Source organism: Clostridium sp. CAG:265, from assembly GCF_000436575.1.
Lineage (GTDB): Bacteria > Bacillota > Clostridia > Clostridiales > Clostridiaceae > Clostridium > Clostridium lentum.
On sequence record NZ_FR886626.1, the window covers coordinates 36,046 to 57,943 of the forward strand.

At 27.6% G+C, this 21,898-nt stretch carries 20 protein-coding genes; 5 read left to right on the forward strand and 15 right to left on the reverse strand.

All coding sequences use genetic code 11. The features are described from left to right. Window positions 1-82: 82 nt before the first annotated feature. The 11 genes from purB to Q5O29_RS08325 form a co-directional block, all read right to left on the reverse strand. Window positions 83-1,513, reverse strand: coding sequence for an adenylosuccinate lyase (gene purB / locus Q5O29_RS08275; RefSeq protein ID WP_022212492.1), 1,431 nt, complete (start codon window positions 1,511-1,513; stop codon window positions 83-85). Between the two features lie 122 nt (window positions 1,514-1,635). Continuing rightward, complete coding sequence (locus Q5O29_RS08280) at window positions 1,636-1,896, reverse strand: HPr family phosphocarrier protein (protein ID WP_022212493.1); 261 nt, start codon at window positions 1,894-1,896, stop codon at window positions 1,636-1,638. A 263-nt stretch (window positions 1,897-2,159) separates the two neighbouring features. Beyond that, window positions 2,160-2,420, reverse strand: a complete 261-nt coding sequence (locus tag Q5O29_RS08285; RefSeq protein WP_022168832.1) for a stage V sporulation protein S — start codon at window positions 2,418-2,420, stop codon at window positions 2,160-2,162. Window positions 2,421-2,562: 142 nt separating this feature from the next. Beyond that, entirely contained in the window at window positions 2,563-4,104 is a 1,542-nt protein-coding gene (gene rny, locus Q5O29_RS08290) for a ribonuclease Y (RefSeq protein WP_186835339.1), read from the reverse strand. Between the two features lie 250 nt (window positions 4,105-4,354). Next, the gene (gene recA, locus Q5O29_RS08295) at window positions 4,355-5,398 is read right to left on the reverse strand and encodes a recombinase RecA (protein WP_022212495.1); all 1,044 of its coding nucleotides are present in this window, start codon (window positions 5,396-5,398) and stop codon (window positions 4,355-4,357) included. A gap of 163 nt (window positions 5,399-5,561) precedes the next feature. Next, a complete protein-coding gene (gene pgsA / locus Q5O29_RS08300) occupies window positions 5,562-6,152 on the reverse strand; it encodes a CDP-diacylglycerol--glycerol-3-phosphate 3-phosphatidyltransferase (RefSeq protein WP_022212496.1) in 591 nt (196 codons plus the stop codon). Next, window positions 6,136-7,473: a 30S ribosomal protein S12 methylthiotransferase RimO gene (gene rimO / locus Q5O29_RS08305; protein WP_022212497.1), complete on the reverse strand. Its 1,338-nt coding sequence runs from the start codon at window positions 7,471-7,473 to the stop codon at window positions 6,136-6,138. Before rimO ends, pgsA begins: the two co-directional genes overlap by 17 nt. Before the next feature lie 80 nt (window positions 7,474-7,553). Further along, a complete protein-coding gene (locus Q5O29_RS08310; RefSeq protein ID WP_022212498.1) occupies window positions 7,554-9,908 on the reverse strand; it encodes a DNA translocase FtsK in 2,355 nt (784 codons plus the stop codon). A gap of 125 nt (window positions 9,909-10,033) precedes the next feature. Then, window positions 10,034-10,786 (reverse strand): ClpP family protease, encoded by a 753-nt coding sequence (locus Q5O29_RS08315; RefSeq protein WP_022212499.1) that lies wholly within the window; start codon window positions 10,784-10,786, stop codon window positions 10,034-10,036. Window positions 10,787-10,812: 26 nt separating this feature from the next. Continuing rightward, on the reverse strand, window positions 10,813-11,478 hold the full coding sequence (locus Q5O29_RS08320; RefSeq protein WP_022212500.1) for a hypothetical protein: 666 nt from the start codon (window positions 11,476-11,478) through the stop codon (window positions 10,813-10,815). A 117-nt stretch (window positions 11,479-11,595) separates the two neighbouring features. Next, window positions 11,596-11,853, reverse strand: coding sequence for a ground-like protein (locus Q5O29_RS08325; RefSeq protein WP_243166646.1), 258 nt, complete (start codon window positions 11,851-11,853; stop codon window positions 11,596-11,598). A gap of 157 nt (window positions 11,854-12,010) precedes the next feature. On the opposite strand from Q5O29_RS08325, the gene Q5O29_RS08330 reads away from it, so the two are divergent. Together Q5O29_RS08330 and Q5O29_RS08335 are read left to right on the forward strand one after the other, a co-directional pair. Further along, the gene (locus Q5O29_RS08330; RefSeq protein ID WP_022212501.1) at window positions 12,011-12,400 is read left to right on the forward strand and encodes a PadR family transcriptional regulator; all 390 of its coding nucleotides are present in this window, start codon (window positions 12,011-12,013) and stop codon (window positions 12,398-12,400) included. Window positions 12,401-12,474: 74 nt separating this feature from the next. Beyond that, complete coding sequence (locus tag Q5O29_RS08335; protein ID WP_022212502.1) at window positions 12,475-12,918, forward strand: hypothetical protein; 444 nt, start codon at window positions 12,475-12,477, stop codon at window positions 12,916-12,918. A 70-nt stretch (window positions 12,919-12,988) separates the two neighbouring features. Here the strand turns inward: Q5O29_RS08335 and Q5O29_RS08340 are convergent, their stop codons facing one another. After that, the gene (locus tag Q5O29_RS08340) at window positions 12,989-14,857 is read right to left on the reverse strand and encodes a glycosyltransferase (protein ID WP_022212503.1); all 1,869 of its coding nucleotides are present in this window, start codon (window positions 14,855-14,857) and stop codon (window positions 12,989-12,991) included. Window positions 14,858-15,111: 254 nt separating this feature from the next. Between Q5O29_RS08340 and Q5O29_RS08345 the strand changes: the two genes are divergently transcribed. After that, a complete protein-coding gene (locus Q5O29_RS08345; protein ID WP_022212504.1) occupies window positions 15,112-17,250 on the forward strand; it encodes a GGDEF domain-containing protein in 2,139 nt (712 codons plus the stop codon). 311 nt (window positions 17,251-17,561) lie between these two features. Here the strand turns inward: Q5O29_RS08345 and Q5O29_RS08350 are convergent, their stop codons facing one another. Next, a complete protein-coding gene (locus Q5O29_RS08350) occupies window positions 17,562-18,833 on the reverse strand; it encodes an FAD-dependent oxidoreductase (protein ID WP_302631962.1) in 1,272 nt (423 codons plus the stop codon). Here Q5O29_RS08350 and Q5O29_RS08355 point away from each other — a divergent pair. Further along, on the forward strand, window positions 18,832-20,346 hold the full coding sequence (locus Q5O29_RS08355; protein WP_022212506.1) for a recombinase family protein: 1,515 nt from the start codon (window positions 18,832-18,834) through the stop codon (window positions 20,344-20,346). The genes Q5O29_RS08350 and Q5O29_RS08355 overlap by 2 nt on opposite strands. 107 nt (window positions 20,347-20,453) lie before the next feature. Here Q5O29_RS08355 and Q5O29_RS08360 read toward each other — a convergent pair whose 3' ends face one another. Together Q5O29_RS08360 and Q5O29_RS08365 are read right to left on the reverse strand one after the other, a co-directional pair. Further along, window positions 20,454-20,597, reverse strand: a complete 144-nt coding sequence (locus tag Q5O29_RS08360) for a hypothetical protein (protein WP_302631958.1) — start codon at window positions 20,595-20,597, stop codon at window positions 20,454-20,456. A 22-nt stretch (window positions 20,598-20,619) separates the two neighbouring features. Continuing rightward, on the reverse strand, window positions 20,620-21,375 hold the full coding sequence (locus Q5O29_RS08365; RefSeq protein ID WP_022212507.1) for a DNA adenine methylase: 756 nt from the start codon (window positions 21,373-21,375) through the stop codon (window positions 20,620-20,622). Window positions 21,376-21,510: 135 nt separating this feature from the next. On the opposite strand from Q5O29_RS08365, the gene Q5O29_RS08370 reads away from it, so the two are divergent. Next, a complete protein-coding gene (locus Q5O29_RS08370) occupies window positions 21,511-21,723 on the forward strand; it encodes a helix-turn-helix domain-containing protein (protein WP_022212508.1) in 213 nt (70 codons plus the stop codon). Window positions 21,724-21,898 lie beyond the last annotated feature (175 nt).

The following is a 21,898-nucleotide window of genomic DNA, read 5'->3' on the forward strand; positions in this document are numbered from 1 at the left end:
TTTTGCTAGCTTAGTTTTTTTATATAAATAAATTAGGACAGATTAAAAAATCTATCCTAATTTATTGTATTATTAATTTTTATTAAACATTTATATCTGATTTTATATCAATATATTCTTTATATTTTTCAAGATATGGGTTTATATATTCATTAATGAATTCCACAACTTGACTTGATGCTCTTCCAACAAAATCTGTAGGATTTATTATTACCTCTATTTCTTCTCTTGATAGATTGAATGTTGAATCATTTACAATTCTTTCAATTAAATCATTCTCTAAACCTTCGCCTTTGACTCTTTGAGCTGCAGCCATTGAATGTATTCTAACTCTTTCGTGCAGTTCTTGTCTATCTCCACCTTTTTTTACAGAAGCCATCATAATATTTTCTGTAGCCATAAATGGAAGTTCATTCATTACATGAGATGCTATTACCTTATCATATACTACCATATTTTCAGCAATATTTATATATAAATTTAAAACACCATCTAAAGCTAAGAATCCTTCTGCAACAGAAAGTCTCTTATTAGCAGAATCATCTAAAGTTCTTTCAAACCATTGTGTTCCAGCCGTTATTGCAGGATTTAATGAATTTACTATTACGTACCTTGCTAATGCACTTATTCTTTCACTTCTCATTGGATTTCTTTTATATGCCATAGCCGAAGATCCAATTTGATTTTTTTCAAAAGGTTCTTCAACTTCTTTTAAGTTTTGAAGAAGTCTTAAATCATTACTAAATTTATAAGCGCTCTGAGCCACTTCTGATAATGTATTTAAAACTATTGAGTCTAATTTTCGAGGATAAGTTTGACCTGTTACTCCATAGCTTCTATTAAAGCCCATTTTTTTAGCAATTAGTCTGTCTAATTCTTTTACTTTTTCTTCATCACCGTCAAATAATGCCATAAAGCTTGCTTGTGTTCCAGTTGTTCCTTTTACCCCTCTTAGTTTTAAAGTTGAAATTAAGAACTCTATATTTTCTAAATCCATCACAAGATCTTGCATATATAAAGTCGCTCTCTTACCTACTGTAGTTAATTGAGCAGGTTGGAAATGAGTAAATCCTAAAGTAGGCATATCCTTATATTTTAAAGCAAATTTAGATAAGTGTGATAAAACTGCTATTATTTTTTCTTTAACTATTTCTAATGCCTCTTTCATTAGTATAATATCTGTATTATCACCTACATAACAGCTTGTAGCCCCTAGATGAATTATACCCTTAGCTTTAGGACATTGTAATCCATATGCATATACATGACTCATTACATCATGTCTTACTTCTTTTTCTTTTTTTATTGCATCATCATAATTAATATTATATATATTATCTTTTAATTCATTAATTTGTTCATCAGTTATATCTAACCCTAATTCTTTTTCAGCTTCAGCTAATGCTACCCATAGCTTTCTCCAAGTAGAAAATTTCATATCTTCTGAGAATATGTAACTCATTTCTTTAGATGCATATCTTGAATTTAGTGGTGTACTGTATAAATCTCTCATATTAATACCTCCGAATAAAAAGTAATTAAGTTATTTTTTCATTCGTATTATATCATACTTTATTAAAATTTTACATGTTTTTTTCAAAAAATAAAAAAAGTGCACAAATGCACTTTTTTTTATTATTCTTCAATGCTTTCGATTAATTTAGCAATTTCTTCGCAAGCTAAAGCTTCATCATCACCATTAGCGCTTACAGTTATTGCTGCACCTTTAGTTACTCCTAAAGATAAAACTCCGATTAAGCTTTTAACATTAGCTTTTTTTCCATTAAATTCAATACTTACATCTGATTTGAAAGCTGAAGCTTTCTTTACTAATAAAGTCGCTGGTCTTGCGTGTAAACCAGTTCCATTGTTAACTACTACTTCTTTAGATACCATCTAACACACCTCTTTACTTAATTTTATATACCTAACTACTACATTATATAACGAGAAAAAAATAATTTCAAGTATTATGTATATCTTTTAGAAAAAAAGCACTATTTTTTATATTTATACTATGAATTTCTTGGAATATGAAAAAAGGGGATGTCGCACTAAAAATTTTATATACAATATATTGTTTTAATAATTAAAAATCAACATAATATATTGTATTATTTATTCTTAATGCCACATCCCCTTTAAGTTTTTAATATATGTTATCTAGGCTGGACTATTAACTTTATAGCGGTTCTTTCTTGTCCGTCTATTTCAATGTCAGTAAAAGCAGGAACACATACTATATCTCTTCCGCTTGGTGCTACAAATCCCCTAGCAATTGCGATGGCTTTAACAGCTTGATTAATTGCACCAGCACCTACAGCTTGAATTTCAACTATATTTTTTTCTTTGATTATTGCAGCTAAAGCACCTGCAACTGAATTTGGGTTTGATTTTGTTGATACTTTTAATACTTCCATTCAAATTCCTCCTAAATCGTTTACATAAATATTAATATTATAATACTTCTTACACTTATATATATTCTATTAAAAGTGATAATATCCTCTTTATTTTATAAAAAAATACATTTTGTTAAAACAAAATGTATTTTTTTATTTATTATTTAGCAAAATCAACTGCTCTAGTTTCTCTAATTACGTTAATTTTAATTTGCCCTGGATATTCTAATTGTTCTTCAATACTCTTAGCTAAATTACGTGCTAACTCAATTGAACTAGCATCATCTAATACTTCCGGTTTAACCATAATTCTTATTTCTCTTCCAGCTTGAATAGCATATGACTTTTCTACACCCTCATAAGAATTTGCGATTTCTTCTAACTTTTCTAAACGCTTAATATAAGTTTCTACAGTTTCTCTTCTTGCACCAGGTCTTGCAGCCGATATTGCATCTGCAGCCTGAACTAATATTGCTTCCATTGAAAGCATTTCCACATCGCCATGATGTGCTGCAATAGCATTAACTACTAATGGAGATTCATGATATTTCTTAGCTAAATCTCCTCCTATTAATGCATGAGGACCTTCTTGTTCTTGATCAACAGCTTTACCTATATCATGAAGTAAACCTGCTCTTTTTGCTAAATTAACATCAAGCCCTAATTCTGAAGCCATTAATGCAGCTAAATAAGCAACTTCGATAGAATGTTTTAAAACATTTTGTCCGTAACTAGTACGATACTTTAATCTACCTAATAGTTTAGTTATTTCTGGGTGTAAACCATGTACACCAGTCTCTAATGTTGCTTGTTCACCTTCTTCTTTAATGTCATTTTCAACATCCTTTTGAGCTCTTTCAACCATTTCTTCAATTCTAGCAGGATGTATTCTGCCATCAACTATTAATTTTTCCAGTGCTATTCTAGCAACCTCTCTTCTAATTGGATCAAAACTTGATAATATAACAGCTTCTGGAGTATCATCAATAATTAAATCTACCCCTGTTAATGTTTCTATTGTTCTTATATTTCGCCCTTCTCTACCAATAATTCTACCCTTCATTTCATCATTTGGTAACGGTACAACATGTACAGTAGATTCTGAAACATGATCTGCAGCACAACGTTGAATAGCTGTAGTGATTATCTCTCTAGCTTTCTTATCAGCTTCGTCTTTTGCTTTAGATTCAATTTCTTTTATCATTAGTGCAGCTTCATGAGATACTTCTCTTTTAACTTCAGCTAATAATATTTCTCTAGCTTCTTCAGAAGATAGATTAGCTACTTTTTCTAATTCTTCTCTTCTTTTTTTGCACAATTCTTGCACATTTAAATCCATTTCATCTATTTCACGCAGTCTTTTATTGATAGTTTCCTCTTTTTTCTCCAAAAGGTCACTTTTTTTATCAAGAGTTTCTTCTCTTTGAATAACTCTTCTTTCAAGTCTTTGAACTTCATTTCTTCTCTCACGAGATTCTTTATCAAAATCACTTCTAAGTCTGTGAACTTCTTCTTTTGCCTCTAAAATAGATTCTTTTTTAGTAGCTTCCGCTTCTCGTGTCGCTTTTTTAAGTAACTCTTCTGCTTCATTCTCTAAAATACTGACTCTTTTTTTTGTGGCTGTTTGTATCAGCTTATAAATTATGAAACTTATAATTGCTAACACAATAATATTACATAATATTATTAGTAATATATTCATTCCAACACCTCCTAGCATATTAATTATACGTATATATAAAAATAAAAGCGTAGTAGGTGTCATATTATTCTCACTGAACCTTGAATATGATAAACCAGTATTTGTTATTATTTTATCTTATAAATAAAATTATGTCAAGTTTAGTTGATTTTATCATATTTTATTAATAAGCAATTACCTTATTATTATATCCTATCTTATTTTGTTTATACAACAAAAAAAAATCGCTGTAGAGCGATTTTTTTATTAATTATTCTTCAGCCTTTTCTGATGCAACCTTAACGTTATCTTGATTTATAGGTAAATCATATTTGCTTCTGATTTGATTTTCAATTTCTAAAGCTATTTCAGGATTTTCTCTTAAGTATTGCTTAGCATTTTCTCTACCTTGACCTAGTCTGATATCATTATAAGAGAACCAAGCTCCACTCTTTTGAACTATGCTTTCTTTAACGCCTACATCTACAATATTTCCAACTTTAGAAATACCTTCGTTGTACATAATATCAAATTCAGCTACCTTAAATGGAGGGGCAACCTTATTTTTCATTATTTTAACTCTAGTTCTATTACCTATTATTTCATCACCTTGTTTGATAGAATCTATTCTTCTAACATCCATTCTTATTGAAGAATAAAATTTAAGCGCTCTACCACCTGTAGTTGTTTCTGGATTACCAAACATTACTCCAACTTTTTCTCTTAATTGATTAATGAATATTACAATACAGTTTGACTTATTAATTGTACCTGTTAATTTTCTTAAAGCTTGAGACATTAATCTTGCTTGAAGACCAACGTGAGAATCACCCATTTCTCCCTCAATTTCAGCTCTAGGCACTAAAGCAGCAACAGAGTCAACTACTACAACATCAATAGCACCTGAACGAACTAATGCTTCTGTAATTTCTAATCCTTGCTCACCAGTATCTGGTTGAGAAACGATTAGATTTTCAGTATCAACTCCAACATTTCTTGCATAACTAGGATCCAAAGCATGTTCAGCATCGATAAACGCTACTGCTCCTCCTCTTTTTTGAGCTTCAGCTGAAATATGTAATGCTACTGTTGTTTTACCAGAACTTTCTGGTCCGTATATCTCAATTATTCTTCCTCTAGGTACACCGCCAATTCCTAAAGCTATATCTAAATCTAGAGAACCAGTAGAAATAGCATCAACATTTAGTGAGCTATGTTCTCCTAATTTCATTATTGAACCTTTACCAAATTGTTTTTCTATCTGTCCCATTGCATTTTCGATAGCTTTCATTTTATCCATATCGATATTTGCCATTAACTTCACCCTTTCTCGAACATTTGTTCCATGAATAAATTATAAACAAAATAGTTCTGTTAGTCAATAAAAATATAATAGTTTTTACTATACGTTAAAAGTTCCATCTAAACAATACATAGAAGGAACTTTCTTAAGTATAACCTATTTTTAATATTTTAAACTATTTATTTGTTGAAATTGCACCTTTATTTTTTATAAAGTAGTCAATTCCAGAAATTATAGTCATAGCTACTGCTATAAATAATGCTATTTTTGGAGCATATGCAAAGAAGTTATTTAAAAATGCACTTGCTTCAAATGAACTATTTAATGATTGTATTGATTCAATATTAAATTGTAACAATAATAGTAAAATAGCTATTATTTGAGTAACTGTCTTAATTTTTCCCCACCAGCTGGCAGCTATTACAATACCTTCTGAAGCAGCGACAGTTCTAAGTCCAGATACAGCAAATTCTCTTGCAATTATTATTACTGCAGCCCAGCTAGGTATTAAATGTAATTCAACTAGTGAAATTAATGCAGCTGTAACTAATAATTTATCAGCTAATGGATCCATAAACTTACCGAAGTTAGTTATTTGGTTTCTACTTCTTGCTATATATCCATCCAGCTGATCAGTTAATGAAGCTATTATAAATATTAATGTAGCTATTATTGAACCATAAGGAATTCCTTTCCCAATTAAAAAAATTAAGAATACAGGAACTAAAATAACTCTTAACAAAGTTAATTTATTTGCTAGATTCATTCCAAACATCTCCCACCAAATCATATTCCATAATATTTGTTATCTTGACTTTAATTATATCACCTTTTTTAAGCACTTTCCCCTTAGTAATATAAATTAAGCCATCTATTTCTGGAGCCATTTCATAATTTCTTCCTATGTAATATTCTCCAGTACTGCCATCTATAATAGTATCATATATATTTCCAATTTTCAATTTATTTAAATCTTTAACAATACCTCTTTGAATATTCATAAGCTTTTCTTTTCTTTTGATTTTAACATCTTCATCTACTTGATTTGGTAATTTAGCAGCAGCTGTTCCTTCTTCTTGTGAATAAGTAAATACGCCTACGTTATCAAGCTTGTAATTCTTTAAGAATCTACATAGCTCATTAAAATCTTCTTCAGTTTCACCAGGGAATCCAACAATTAATGATGTTCGTAAAGTTATACCAGGTACTTTTTCACGTAATAAATTAATTTTGCCAATGATAGTTTCTTTATTAGTCTTTCTCGCCATCATTTTTAAGATATTATTGCTTATGTGTTGAATTGGTAAATCTAGGTATTTCATAACTTTTGGATTATTAGCTATAACTTCTATTAATTCATCAGTTATTTCTTCAGGATAACAATAAAGAAGTCTTATCCATTCTAGTCCTTTTATATTAGATATTTCATTTATTAAAACATGTAACTCATTCTTCCCATATAAATCTTCACCATAGTTAGTTAAATCTTGAGCAATTAATATTATTTCCTTAACGCCTTGATTTACTAATGAAGTTGCCTCCGCTAATATGGATTCTTTGCTTCTACTTCTAAATTTCCCTCTTATTTTAGGAATTATACAGTAAGTGCAGAAATTATTGCATCCTTCAGCAATTCTAAGATAAGCAGTGTGTGAATTTGTAGTTAATATTCTTTCTCCCTCATTTACTCCTTCATCCTTATAAGTAGTTGATGAAACTCTTTGTTCTGTCTTTATAAAATCAACAATAAGCTTGTGTAGCTTCATGTAGTCATTAACACCCATTAATATATCAATTTCTGGAATTAATTCTAAAAGCTCATCACCATATCTTTGAGTTAAACATCCTGTTGCAATAATCATTTTGCATTTGTGTGTTTTTTTGTATTCTGCCATTTCTAAGATGGTATCAATTGATTCCTGTTTAGCACTTTCAATAAATCCACAAGTATTAATTATTATTATTTCAGCTTCTTTAGGATTATTTGTTATTTCATAAAACTTATTGATTGAACCTAATATTAATTCAGAATCAACTCTATTTTTATCACAGCCAAGGCTGACCATTCCTACTTTAAACTTACTCAAACTTCTTTTCCTCCTAAGTGTTTTGTATTTAACCATAACTTATTTTAATTGAACACAGATATATTTACAAGTATTTTGTATTACTGTTCATTATAAATTTCATCTTTTGCTATAAGCACTTGTCTTGGCTTACTACCATCTCTTTCAGAAATTATACCCTTAGCCTCAAGCTCTTCCATAATCCTTGAAGCTCTATTAAATCCAATTCTAAGCTTTCTTTGTATAAAGGACGTAGATGCCTGTTGGTATTCAACTACAAGCTTAATTGCTTCATCTAAAAGTTCATCATTTTCTTCGCTATCACCACTGTGACTGCTAGAGGATAAGTTTTCATTATTAATATGTTCAATGATTTCCTCTCTATAATTTACTTCATCTTCACTACTTTTTATAAAGTCTACTACATTTTCCACTTCCTCTTCAGATATAAATGCCCCTTGTATTCTAAGTGGTTTATTAGCACCCATTGGAGAGTAAAGCATATCACCTCTTCCTAATAATTTCTCAGCACCTGTTTGATCAAGAATTGTTCTAGAGTCGACACCTGATGAAACAGCAAAAGATATTCTTGATGGAATATTAGCTTTTATTACACCTGTTATTACATCTACGGAAGGCCTTTGAGTAGCTATAATAAGATGTATACCTGCTGCTCTAGCTTTTTGTGCAAGTCTACATATGTAGTCTTCTACATCATTAGGGCATGTCATCATTAAGTCAGCAAGCTCATCTACAATTAGAACTATATAAGGAAGCTTTTCGCTTATAAAACCTTTATCAACTTGCTGGTTATAAGATTTTATGTTTTTAACTTTATATTTAGTAAATAGTTCATATCTTTTATCCATTTCATTTACAGCCCAATTTAAGGCACCTGCTGCTTTTTTAGGTTCTGTGACTACTGGAATTAGCAAGTGAGGAATTCCATTATAAATACTAAGTTCAACAACCTTAGGGTCAATCATCAATAGCTTTATTTCATCAGGTGAATATTTATATAAAAGACTCACTATAAGTGAATTGATGCATACAGACTTTCCAGAACCTGTAGCTCCTGCAATAAGCATATGAGGCATTTCACTTAAATCACCAACGATACATGTACCAGTGATATCCTTACCTAAAGCAAAAGAAATCTTCTTTGTGCTTTCTTGGAACTCCTTAGAATCAAGTACCTCTCTCAAGAATACTGGAGTTTGCTTTTTATTAGGTACTTCTATGCCTATAGCTGATTTACCTGGAATAGGTGCCTCCATTCTTACGGCACTAGCTGCAAGTCCTAAAGCAATATCATCCTGTAAATTTACAATTTTCGAAACTTTAACGCCTGGGCTAGGCTGGATTTCAAAGCGTGTTACCGATGGCCCTTTAGTAACCTGTAACACTTTTGCTTCTACACCAAAACTCATCAAGGTATCTTCCAATTTATTAGCATTATCAAAAAGATCTTGTTTGTCTTCATTTTTCATTTTAGATTTAGCATTATTATTCAATAAGTCCAGTTTTGGGTAAGTATAAATTTTAATAGAATTTTCTTTACTTGTATTAAGCATTGTATCAATTTCTTTAGTTACAACATTTTTTTCAGATTCAGTAATTCCTTTATTATGTTTAGTACTAGAATGCTTTATATTATTAAAAAGCTCTACATTATATTCATCAAGAGTATTATCTTCTTCAGATATATGGATATTTATTTCAGGTAATGTATCAACATTGTCCTTAATTTCAGAATTTCTCATAAAGTCTAATATCTTAATTTTATTATTGATATCTTTTATAAATTTATCTTCTGATGAATCATCAATTGCAATAGATGGTGAAGAAGCTTTTTTATTTGAAGATTTAAACTTTCTAATAGCTTTTTTTCTAGATTTAAATTTATTTACAATCTCCGTATATACTTCATATAATGTTATGTCCATTAATAACACAGAACTTATAATAGCAAAAGTTATATAAAATATATAGGCACCTAGAAATCCTACTAGCATTGATAAAGGATATGCGATAATATGGCATAGAAGGCCTCCATGGATATTAAATCCATCATAACTTAAAATATCTCTTAATGTATTAGAGAATCCTATAGAATCAACTGTTTGAATTTTAACAGTAGCAAAGAACAACCCAATTATTACATATATAACTGTTATACCTATAATCTTTCTTGCATATTTGATATTGCTCTTAAACTTTATAAGATTAATTCCAAAGTAAATTAGATATATAGGAAGTCCTAATGACAATATACCTATTAAATTAAAAATAATTTTCCTTGCAAAAATAGATAGAGCACCAGCAAAATTTGTATATATAGCCAGAGCTAATATTAAACCTAGACTAATTAAAATTATGCCTTTTATATCAGTTTTATTATTGGAATTTTCATTAGTATTTTTTTTATTCATTGGCTTTTTTTTATTTTTAGCCATTTTATCCCCCCTAGTAAATGTTAAATAAATTTAATAGATTAATTATATTATAGTATAAATTTAATTAAAATAGATTTATTAAAAAAAGAAATCCATAAATAAGGATTTCTTTTTTACTAATCTTTTTATTTAATTCCAATTAATTCATTAAGTTTGTTTAGTGCTTGAGTTATTCCTCCTACTTCATCAATAAGACCACATTCTACTGCTTGATTACCAATTAGAATTGTTCCTACATCATTTAGTAGTTCATCAGATCTTAACATCATTTGTTCAAGAGTTTCTTTATCAATATGTGAAGTACGTACAATAAAGTTATTTATACGTTCTTGCATTTTCTTAAAATAATTAAATGTTTGTGCTACACCAATAACAAATCCATTCATTCTTACAGGATGAACTATCATTGTAGCAGATGGTGTTATAAATGAATAATCTGCTGAAGTTGCAAGTGGTACTCCAATTGAATGTCCTCCACCAATTACTATAGAAACAGTTGGTTTTGCAATAGACCTAATCATTTCTGCAATAGCAAGCCCTGCTTCAACATCTCCTCCTACAGTATTTAATACAATAAGTAGACCCTTTACATCATCATTTTGCTGTATGGATATTAATTGTGGTACTATATGTTCATATTTTGTTGTTTTTGTTTGTGGTGGAAGTACCATATGCCCTTCAATTTGCCCAATTATAGGTAGTACTTGCACACTTTGATTTTTATTATTAGTACCCAATTCTTTTATTTCTTCAATTCTTTCTGATTGAGGTTTCCAACTGGTAATAGGAGGAGTATTTTTTTCGTTTTTGTCATTTTCATCGCTAATTTCAGGATTTAATTCACTTATATGTTTCTTTTCCTCAAAAGTTTCGTTCATAGTTAATGTCCTTTCTAACAAGTATTTTATTTTCTTATATCTACTACTACAGCATATTTAACAAAGCCATTTTTATAATTTCCTTTAACAATAAGCACATATTTTCCCTCTAAATCTGGAACTTTAATGCAGCCTCTTTTGACAGTTAAGGCTTTATTATCTAAATTCCATATTGAAACTGTGACATTTTTAGGTACAGTACTAAACTCAAAGTTAATGTTCTCATTAGCTCTGACTTTTAAAGATGATTTTTTAAGGAGTTTTTCATAATCAGTGATAATATCTTTTGCTATTATTTTCTCAGAGTTATTTTCAACTTCTATAAAGCTATATGAGCAAAGATATTTTTCTGAATGCTTACCTCTAAGTCTAACTATTAATGATGGAATTACTTCCTGCTCTTTGTTTTTTTCAACTTTTTCATGATTTTTTTTATCATCATTATTTTCTTCAGCAGACTCATCAATTAATTCACCTTGTTCAATTTTTTTTGCCTTAATTTCCTCTAATCTTTGCTGTTCAATCTGTTTCCTTTTCTCTTTTAACTCTTTCATTAAATCATCTAATTTAGGATAAGGAAAATCTTCATCATTTTCACTTGTTCTAGAATAATCAAATTCTTTGTATGCCATAGGTATTTTAAAAGGAATTAGTAAACTTACTATCATTATAATTAATAATATTTTTTTCAACTAAAACCCTCCAACAAATTAATTACAATAATATGTTGCCCCTTTACATAAAAAAAATTATTAAATTTTAAAAAAGAAGTATTGAAAAAAATTTCAATACTCCAACTCTAATGACTATTACCAGCAGCAACCACCAAATAGGAAGATAAGAATTATCCACCACCAGCAGCCACAACCACCAGCTCCGCCATAGCCACCTCCAAAGCCGTTGCCAAATCCTCCACAACCACAGTTTCCGCCGTATCCGCCATATCCGCATCCGTAATTATTACAACCGCAAGGATTATAACATTGATTACAACAAGGAGTACAGCATGTATTGCAAGGTTTACAACAACACTCGTAGCATTTACAAGATTTTTTGCTACTTGACAAGTTAATCATCTCCTATCTTTAGTTCTATAATATATTCTATTCTTAACTTAGTATTTAGGTTCAAAATATGTTTATTAAAAATTGAATAATTAGACTTTGATATCTATATTTGATACTATTAATATATACAAGAGATATTTGAAAGGATGAACGAAAAATGAGCAATAATAGAAATCGTCTTGTTGCACCAAGAAATGTTGTTAATACAAAAATGTTATATACATTTTATATACTAAAAGAATTAGCTAAAGGAGAAACTATATTTGGTAATAAAATATTAGAGGTATTTCGTAATAAATTTCAAAATGCTGAGAGACCTTTTCCTGTTTCATCAAGTACCATATATGAAACATTATATGATTTAGAACTTAAAGGCTATGTAACAAGCCATTGGATAGGTGATGAAGCTATGAATAAACGAAGTAAAAAAGTATATGCCATTACAGATGAAGGCGTAGAATTTTATAAAAATCATATAGCTGATTATGTTGATAATTTAAAGAAGACAAAATCCACATTAGATTTAATGATAGAAATGCTTGTATGATTAGTAACATTTTATAAATATTTCTATATATTATATCATTAAAATATTTATAATATATAGAAAGGAGTCACCAAATGATAGAAATTAATGAACTAGAAAATCACAAATCATTGATTTATTTTCCTAATAAAAGATTAAAAGTAAAAAAATTTGTTAAAATTTCAAACAGTATATTTTTATATTATTCTAAATTAGAACTAAAAGATTTTTCTAAGATGAGTGTAATATTACAAAATATTAAAACTCGCCAAGAATATGAATGTAAATTTGATGTTACTGATGAGTATATTGAAATTTGTCTTGATACATTAACAGATTATTTTACTGACTATGAAGCTACAGTTTTTATAACTTTGCAAAAGGATACGATTCTGTACTACTATATTCCAGTAGTCACCTCTTGTGAACTTTCGGAGATAAAAAAGCAAACATACAGTAATAGCAATTATCAGTGGTTTATTCGAACTTCGCCTAATGGTGAATTGCGCTTATCATGTTATAAACTTATAACAGCATAGTTAAAAACTAAAAGAGAATTCGCATTAGAATTCTCTTTTAGTTTTTAACTATAGAATATTATTTTATCTTCTATTTAATTTTATAATATGGACTCATATTATCAGTAAAAATACTCATAATAATTTTCATTTGGCTTGGACATATTTTTTTGAATTTTAATGCAACAAAATCGTTACTAGTTCTTATTACTTCACATTCAAATTTAGTTTTATTTAAATCAAGCATAATATTATCTTTAACTTTCAGAATATTTTCGTTAATATTATGTAATCTTACTCCAACTCCAATTTCAGATATATCAATTAGATTTCCTTGTGTTGAACCATAATCATTACTTATTTCTACAACAATATTTTCAGTTATCATAATCCTTTCACTGGTTCTAAATATTGGTTTTTGATATGCTACATATAAAGAAACTCCAATACCTATGAAATTATATATACTCCATGCCATATTTAGTATATATGCTCCTACGCTTATATTATTATATATATATGACCTTGTAGATATTATCCATGATATTATAGTTACAATTATAATTAATATATGTGGTATAACTATCTTATAATGAAAATGTCTCTTGTTTTGTATAACTTCTTTTGATGTAATATTAAAATTAATTTTTAATCCAATAAGTTCTTTTAATATAGATAAACTCAAATGTGGTGACATAGCAATATCATAATAATGACTCCACTTTGCACTTCTTGTTTTAGGGGATAATACTTCAAAAATTAATATATTTCCTAATATAAAAGGAATATAAAACATTAATAGATTAATTAAGGATGAATCTATTATTAATCTTCCAGTAATAAGAAAAATGATTGGACATATCATATATATCATTTTTTGTAAATTTGAAAACCAATATACAGCACCATCAAAATAGGCTATTCTCTGTGAAAAACTTAATCCCTTCATAAATATAGGATTAAAATGCTTTAAAACTTGTAGATTCCCTCTACACCATCTGTCCCTCTGTTTAACTAATTCTTCAAAAGTAACAGCACTCAAACCTAATACTAATTCTTCATTTACAAAAATAGAATCATATCCTTTAGCTTGCAACATCATTCCAACTGCCATATCTTCTGTTATAGAATATGTTGGATATCCACCTATCTCATTTATATATTTTCTTCTAAATACAGCATTTGTACCAACATGTAAGACTGCATTATGAGCAGCTCTTGCTTCTTGAATATCTCTCATAAAAAAATCTTGCTCATTTGGTATATTTTTAGATAAATTATATTGGTACATATCTTTATTATAATAAACCTGTGGAGTTTGAACAAATGCTAAATGTTCATTGGAGAAATATCCAACTGTTTTAGATAAAAAACATTTTTTAGGAATCATATCTGCATCTAATACAACAAATAAATCTCCTTTTATAAATTTAAGTGCATTATTTATATTACCAGCTTTTGCACCAGCATTATCATTTCTTGTAATATAGTTTATATCATATTTATCACATAATTCTTTTAACTTTTGTCTTATACCATCATCACATATGTGTATTTTAAATTTGTTTTGTGGATAATGCAAATTTATACATGCTGCTATTGTTTTTTCTAATAAATATAGTGGTTCGTTATATGTACATATTAGAATATCTACAAATGGAATTTCCTCATTTTTATAAACATCCAATGTCTTAACTTCTAATTTATATTTTTTATAAAATAAATATTGAAAATTAAAAAATGCTATCAATCCTAAAAATTCAGCACTATAAAGCATTACACCAATTACAAAACTAAAAACACCACTATGAATTGGAATAACTGTTATTCTCCAGATTATATAAGTTATTGAAACAACAGTATTTACCAATATTATACCTTTTTTATAACTTAAATTAATTTTAGCTATAAAATAACTTATAACTAACAAAAAACACATTATAATTGTATACTTTTCCATACTACTCCTTTTCTACATTTAAAAAATATTTATTTTTATTTAAAAACTTTACAAAATAACCAAAACAATATACATTATACTTAAATAATATACTATATATATCGACATTTTTCAATGTTTGAGTGCAAATGAATTAAGGAGAGTTTAATTATGCTATATATTTATGAATAAAAAATATAATAATGAAGATTTGAAAAAACTAATTATAAAGAATAATATAAAACAATAATCTTAAATAAGAAAGAGAATATTCTATGAAAAAAATAATTTTTGCAACTATACTTTTATTACTAACGTATATAATGAATTTTTATCCTTTACAAATAGCTTATGCTAAAGATAATACTATAAATGTAGGATTTTCAGAAGTGGACGGATTTTCAAAATTTATAGATGGTAAATATACTGGATATTTATATGAATATTTGATGGAAATATCAAAATTTACTGGATGGAAATATAATTTTATAGAATGTACACCAGATGAAATAACTACTAAATTAATGAATGGAGAAATTGATCTTGCTGGTGCAATGTTAAAAAATGATTTTACAGAAACACTATTCGATTTTCCTGAATATGATATAGGAGCATCTTATTATACCATTTCTGTACTAAAAAACAATACCACCATAGTTGAAACTGACTTTAAAACTTTAAACAATATTACTGTTGGAGTTGTAGAAGGATCATCAGCTATAGATAAATTCTATAAATTTTGTGAGAATAACAACATAAAAAATATAAAAATTATTGAATATGATAAAAATTCAGATAATTTATTACATACAGCTTTAAAAAATAAAGAAATTGATGCTATTTTAGCAAAGGACTTACTATTATCTAAAGATGAAAGAGTTGTAACAAAATTTGCATCAAGACCATACTATCTTGCTACTACAAAAGGAAATGATGCAATAATAAAAGAGCTTAATTATTCAATTTCACAAATAAGACAAATAAGTCCTAATTACAGTATATCTTTATACAATAAATATTTTCAAGTTGAGGATAACTATCATTTAAGTTTAACTCATGATGAAATGGAATTCTTAAAAAACATAAAAAAAATCAAAGCTGTATATGTTAATAACTTTGCTCCTCTTCAAAACTGGAATTCTAAAAATAAAAAACCTGAAGGAATTTCTATCGATATAGCTAATATTATTTCTAAAAAGTTAAATATAGATATAGAACTTCAAGTAGTTGATAGCTTTGAAGAAGCACTTAATTTTATTAAAGAACACAAAGCAGATATTTTGATTGGAATCCCTAATAATTACAGTTTTATGGATGAATACAACTTATATATGACAAAATCATATATTTCATCCCCTATTTTTAAAATAGAAAATAAATTAACTGTAAATGCTGATGAATCTGATAAAATATTAGCACTACCTAAAAAGTATTTATATGATTTAGATATATCTATAGAAAATATTGATAGTAGCAAAATTATTTACTACGATAATATTGAAGATTGTATAAATGCAGTAAACAAAGGAACTGCTGATTATACCTATGGTGATTTATATAGTATAGAATCTAATACAAGAGAAAAATATTATAAAAACATATCTGTTATATATAAAAATAAATTAAATAATGATTTATGTATTGGATTATCAAATAATAATGATGTACTACTTTTAAGAATTATAAATAAAATTATAAATAGTATTTCTGCTGAAGAGTTAAATACTATTGTTTATAAAAACACATTATATACTAAAAACAAAATCACCTTACAATCATTTATATATTCAAATTATATTGAAGTGATGATATTTATAATATCAATATTAGTTATAACATCTTTATCAACCTATATAATTATGAAAATTAGATTACAAAATAAAAATAAACAAAATAGCCTTTTAAAAGAGAAAAGCGAAACAGATTCATTAACAGGAATATTTAATCGTGGAGCATGTAAAGAGCTAATAAGTAATTATATTGAGAATAAATCTAATGACTTATATGGTGCATTTTTTATTATAGATATAGATAATTTTAAAGGTGTAAATGATAATTTAGGTCATAAAATTGGTGATGATGTACTAAAGGATTTAGCTGACAATTTAAAACGTCTATTTAGAAAAAGTGATATAGTTGGTCGTTGGGGTGGTGATGAATTTATAGTGTTTATGAAGGATTTAGATTTTAGTAATTTGCATGTTGCATCTAAAATTGCAACTAACTTATGTAATACTATGAATAAGACTGTAACTTATAATGATATTAGCCAAAATATATCATTGAGCATAGGAATTGTATTTACTAAAGATAATATAAATTTTACTGAACTATATCAAAAAGCAGATGAAATCTTATATACTGTAAAAGAAAATGGAAAAAACGGCTTTTCAACTAATATACTAAACAATTAATTTTTTAAACATAAGAGCAGATAGTTTTGTAAAATATAAAAACTATCTGCGAGACTATAGATAATTTTGTGGAATATAGTTTCTTATAAATCAAATATTACTGGTAATTTTGATTTCCAGTAATATTTTTTATTATCTAGAAATACTAATGTTGATGTCATTTTTTCTTGTCATAAAAAATCCTCTTAAAATTTATATAGTATATTATTCCAAAACTACCAACTAATCGTATAAAAAGACAGTAGGCAGATTTGTATTTTACACAAATCTATCTACCGTCCTCTTTGTTGTATAATAAAAATTGACTCTTTTTATATTAGTTTTAGATTGAATATATTATTAAGATTTAACTTCTTAATTCTTAAATTAATTTCATCTTTATCAAGGGTATATAATCCAATATCTTGCATATGCTTAAAATATTCTGCACCAGCAAAAGTATATCTATTCTTTCTTCCATCTCTTGTTTTAGCCTTTTCATTAGCATATGAAATTATATCTCCAATGGCAATTGAAGTAGGTAATATAAGAAGAGGTACTCCTATAGCAAGTCTTACAGCATTATGTCCTGCTAAGCTTCCAGTGCATATGGCTTCAGTATGACCTACAAATAAGCCACTTTTTTCTCCTGCACAAAATAGATTATCAACTCCATCAACTTTAAGATCATTAGTCCTTGGAGCAACAGATAGATATCTTACGGAGTTTCCTTTGCTTCCAGCGTAAGGATCAATATATTTAGCATATTCTAATCCTATAATCTTTCTAAGCTTTTCTAGTGGATAATAAGTTGTCATTAGCTTTGCATGTCCTGTGTCTAAAAGCACAATATTTTCAGCAAACTCCTTTAAAGCATATTGTTGGCATACTTTTGTACCAAGTTTTTTATAATTAACATCCTCTTTTGGAATTTTAAGAACCACTACTCCCTTTTCATTTAATTCTTTTCTAATATCTTCAGATAAACTTTCTTTTGCAAGCTTACATGATCCTGACATTGCACCTAATTCATCACCACTACGCTCACCTTGAATATCAAAGGCTCCACATCTTTCACTAATACTTATTCTAGGACCAAAAGATGGACACCTTAATACACACATTGAACATCCATTTCCATAACGCAAACAATTCCCCATTGGTCCAGTAGTTCCTGTTGTTTCAATAAAAACATCACCATCAACATAGCTTTCATCACTTAATAGCAATCTTTTTATCTTATGATCTTCCATTTCAACATCACGAACACGCTTTTCTAGATGGAGGTTTATGTCTAAGGAAAGTATATATTCTCTTACTCTACCTTCAATAATATTTACATCATATAATGTAGCATGCTTATGACCCGGAAAATCTATATTTTTATGAGTACAGTATACATCAGTAAGATTTATAAGGTCTCCTCCTCCTAATGCAATAAGTTCTTCAGCTGCTGTATATCTACCGTTATTTCTCATTATCCCACCAACATTACCAAGACCTAAAAGCAAATCTGTTTTTTCATATATATGAACTTCAGCACCAGCCTTTTTAGCAGTAATTGCTGCAGCACATCCAGACCATTTTAAATACGGAGGATATATGAAAAGAATTGCAATCTATTCAAGAAAATCTAAAGAAACTGATACAGGTGAATCAATTAAAAATCAAATTAATATTTGTAAAGAGTACTTTTTAAGGCAATATGATCAATGTACTTTTGAAATTTTTGAGGATGAAGGATTTAGTGGTGGTAATACTAATAGACCTGCTTTTAAAAGAATGATGCAGTTAGCAGATTACAAACAATTTGATATTATTGCTGCTTACAAAATTGATAGAATAAGTAGAAATACATTAGATTTTTTGACTATGTTTGAAAAATTAAAATTAAATGATATTGAATTAATATCTGTAACAGAAGGATTTGATGCTAATACTCCAGCAGGGCGTATGATGATGTCTATGATTTCTTCTATTGCTGAAATGGAAAGAGCTAATATTGCTCAAAGAGTTAAAGACAATATGTTTGAGTTAGCAAAATTAGGTCGTTGGAGTGGTGGTACTCCACCTACTGGTTATAAAAGTGTAAAAATAACTGACGGTGGTAAATCTATAGTTTATTTAGAAATTATAGAAGAATATATACCAATTATAAAAAATATTTTTCATATGGCTGGTAAAGGATATACAAGCTATCAAATTGCTAATGAAATGAATATGAGTTCTAAAACAATAAATAATATATTAAAAAATCCAACTTATATGATAAGTGATGAAAAAGGTTCTCTTTTTCTTAAATCTATTGGATATAATATTTTTGGTATTGAAAATGGTAATGGATATTTAGCTTATAACAGAAGACCTAGAAAAAATGGCAAAAAACTTACTAAATCTTCTAATATGATTGCTAGCGTTTCTCTTCATAAAGGAATTGTTACTTCTAATGAATGGATTGAGGCATATATTAAAGTTAACTCAAGATTTACAGAAGCTAAACCACGTGTTAGCCAATTAACTTTTTTAAGTCATTTAGTTAAATGTACATGTGGTAGTGGTATGTTTGTTTCTCCAGGTCGTAGAAGAAAAGATGGTACACGAACTCTATATTTTAGGTGCTCTAATAAAAAAAATGGTGGTAATTGTAATAGTGGTTTTTTAAAGATATTAGATGTTGAAGAATCTTTACTAAATACTTTTTATGATATTTCTTTAGATAAATCTTTAATAAATAATTATATAAAAGTGAATGATCAATTTAAATATGATACTGAAATAAATATATTAAAAAAAACTATAGAAAATAATACTAAATCAATTAACTCTCTTACAGAAAAACTAATTCTTATAGAAGGTGCTGCTATAAATATTATAAGTGAGAAAATTAATTTATTACATTTTGAAAATGAAGATTTAAACAAACAATTATTTGATTTAGAAAGAAAAAAATTACTTTCACTTAACACTTCTAATATTGATTCAATTTATGATAGTATAATTTTTATATTATCCAAATGGGATAAGTTAAATATAACAGATAAACAGATATATATGCAAAAAATTATAGATTGTATAGTTTGGGATGGAGCTGATGGGTTAAATATAAATTTAAAATAAAAAAACACGCTTTTTTGCGTGTTTTTTTGATGTTTTTTTAAATGTACTGCACAACTTATCCAGTCAAAAAGACAGTAAAAGGGTTAACATTAAGCTAACCCTTTAATTTATATTCTTGCTTCCATATATCCTATTATATAGTATTTTAGCTCCTTAGGTACATCAACTAATACTTGTTTACCTTTATACTCTATAATAACTTTTACATTTCCAAATTTCAATATGTCACTAGTGCTAATTTCTTCTTTCATAACTATGTGCTTTATACTCCCTTTAATAATTAGTTATTATTAACTCTTTATATTTTCCTCTTCCACTTTTTTCTTTTGATATTGAATAGTTAACATCAACTTCCTCTATATTAAAATCTTTATACCACTCCCTAACTTTTTCATGATCATTTATTGTCAATATAAACTTTCCTTTTATATTGCTTAGCTTGTCCCTTAATAATATATGATCATCTTCTGTAAATTCATAATCATATCCAGCAGTTTCAAAATAAGGTGGATCACAAAAAAATAAACTTTCCTCTCTATCATATTTATCAATAATTTTTTCAAAGTATAAATTCTCTACATATGTATTGTTTAACCTTTCCTTTATTTCATTTAAATGCTCTGTTAAAAATATTTTTTGGTTTGGAATTTTTGTAGTTCCATAACCAAAATGCTTTCCTTTTCCTGCAAAACTATTATTTATTAAGTATAAAAATCTTATGGCTCTATGTATATCAGTTAAATGCTCCAATGTACTATTTTTATATTCTTCAAATATATCTCTTCCTGAAAACTCATATCCTAGTAAGCGTTTAATTTCTGGTGTATGATATTTAATTATTTTAAATAGATTTATCAATTCTTTATCAATATCATTGATTACTTCTACTTTAGATTTATCTTTCCCAAAATAAACCCATCCTGCTCCAAAGAATAGCTCTATATATGTTGTATGACTTGGCAGCATATTAATTATTTTGTTTCTTAATTTACTTTTACCTCCCATACGTGAAATCGGTGGCTTTATCATATTTTTATATTTTCTCCTTTCATTTGTTTTGGCAGGTTTATTCTAGCATAATTTTTTTGTTAAAAATATATAGTTTTAGCAAAAAAATGTTCTAGTTTTGAACATTTTGACGTTATATTACAAAGGAGGAATAATATGTATCACTTTTTTAGTGAAAGATTTTACAAATTAAGAAAGGAATGTAATTATACCCAATATAAATTAGGTAAATTATTGAATATTAGTAGAAGTACTATAAGTAAATATGAAAATGGAGATTTATTTCCAGCAACTCATACTCTTATTAAAATTGCTAGAGTATTTAAGGTAAGTGTTGATTATCTTATTGGCTTATCTGATGAAAGGTAAAATAAAAGGGTGTAGTAATTATGCTACACTCCCTTTCTGATTATTATATTATTCAAAAAAACTTTTTATATCTTCATCTATATGTGGCAATGGTTGACCATTTTGGTCATTTTCTGATATTTCATGAATTTCAATACTTTCCTTTAAATGACCATTGTCGTCAATAGTTGTATCA

Bases quoted from the DNA above. Each gene is read 5' to 3' on its own strand.
- purB (WP_022212492.1), bottom strand. From the start codon at position 1,513: ATGAGAGATTTATACAGTACACCACTAAATTCAAGATATGCATCTAAA.
- Q5O29_RS08360 (WP_302631958.1), bottom strand. From the start codon at position 20,597: ATGAAAGAAGAAATTAGCACTAGTGACATATTGAAATTTGGAAATGTA.
- Q5O29_RS08285 (WP_022168832.1), bottom strand. From the start codon at position 2,420: ATGGAAGTATTAAAAGTATCAACAAAATCAAACCCAAATTCAGTTGCA.
- Q5O29_RS08355 (WP_022212506.1), top strand. From the start codon at position 18,832: ATGAAAAGAATTGCAATCTATTCAAGAAAATCTAAAGAAACTGATACA.
- rny (WP_186835339.1), bottom strand. From the start codon at position 4,104: ATGAATATATTACTAATAATATTATGTAATATTATTGTGTTAGCAATT.
- Q5O29_RS08280 (WP_022212493.1), bottom strand. From the start codon at position 1,896: ATGGTATCTAAAGAAGTAGTAGTTAACAATGGAACTGGTTTACACGCA.
- recA (WP_022212495.1), bottom strand. From the start codon at position 5,398: ATGGCAAATATCGATATGGATAAAATGAAAGCTATCGAAAATGCAATG.
- Q5O29_RS08345 (WP_022212504.1), top strand. From the start codon at position 15,112: ATGAAAAAAATAATTTTTGCAACTATACTTTTATTACTAACGTATATA.
- pgsA (WP_022212496.1), bottom strand. From the start codon at position 6,152: ATGAATCTAGCAAATAAATTAACTTTGTTAAGAGTTATTTTAGTTCCT.
- Q5O29_RS08310 (WP_022212498.1), bottom strand. From the start codon at position 9,908: ATGGCTAAAAATAAAAAAAAGCCAATGAATAAAAAAAATACTAATGAA.
- Q5O29_RS08330 (WP_022212501.1), top strand. From the start codon at position 12,011: ATGAGCAATAATAGAAATCGTCTTGTTGCACCAAGAAATGTTGTTAAT.
- Q5O29_RS08335 (WP_022212502.1), top strand. From the start codon at position 12,475: ATGATAGAAATTAATGAACTAGAAAATCACAAATCATTGATTTATTTT.
- Q5O29_RS08315 (WP_022212499.1), bottom strand. From the start codon at position 10,786: ATGAACGAAACTTTTGAGGAAAAGAAACATATAAGTGAATTAAATCCT.
- Q5O29_RS08370 (WP_022212508.1), top strand. From the start codon at position 21,511: ATGTATCACTTTTTTAGTGAAAGATTTTACAAATTAAGAAAGGAATGT.
- Q5O29_RS08340 (WP_022212503.1), bottom strand. From the start codon at position 14,857: ATGGAAAAGTATACAATTATAATGTGTTTTTTGTTAGTTATAAGTTAT.
- Q5O29_RS08365 (WP_022212507.1), bottom strand. From the start codon at position 21,375: ATGATAAAGCCACCGATTTCACGTATGGGAGGTAAAAGTAAATTAAGA.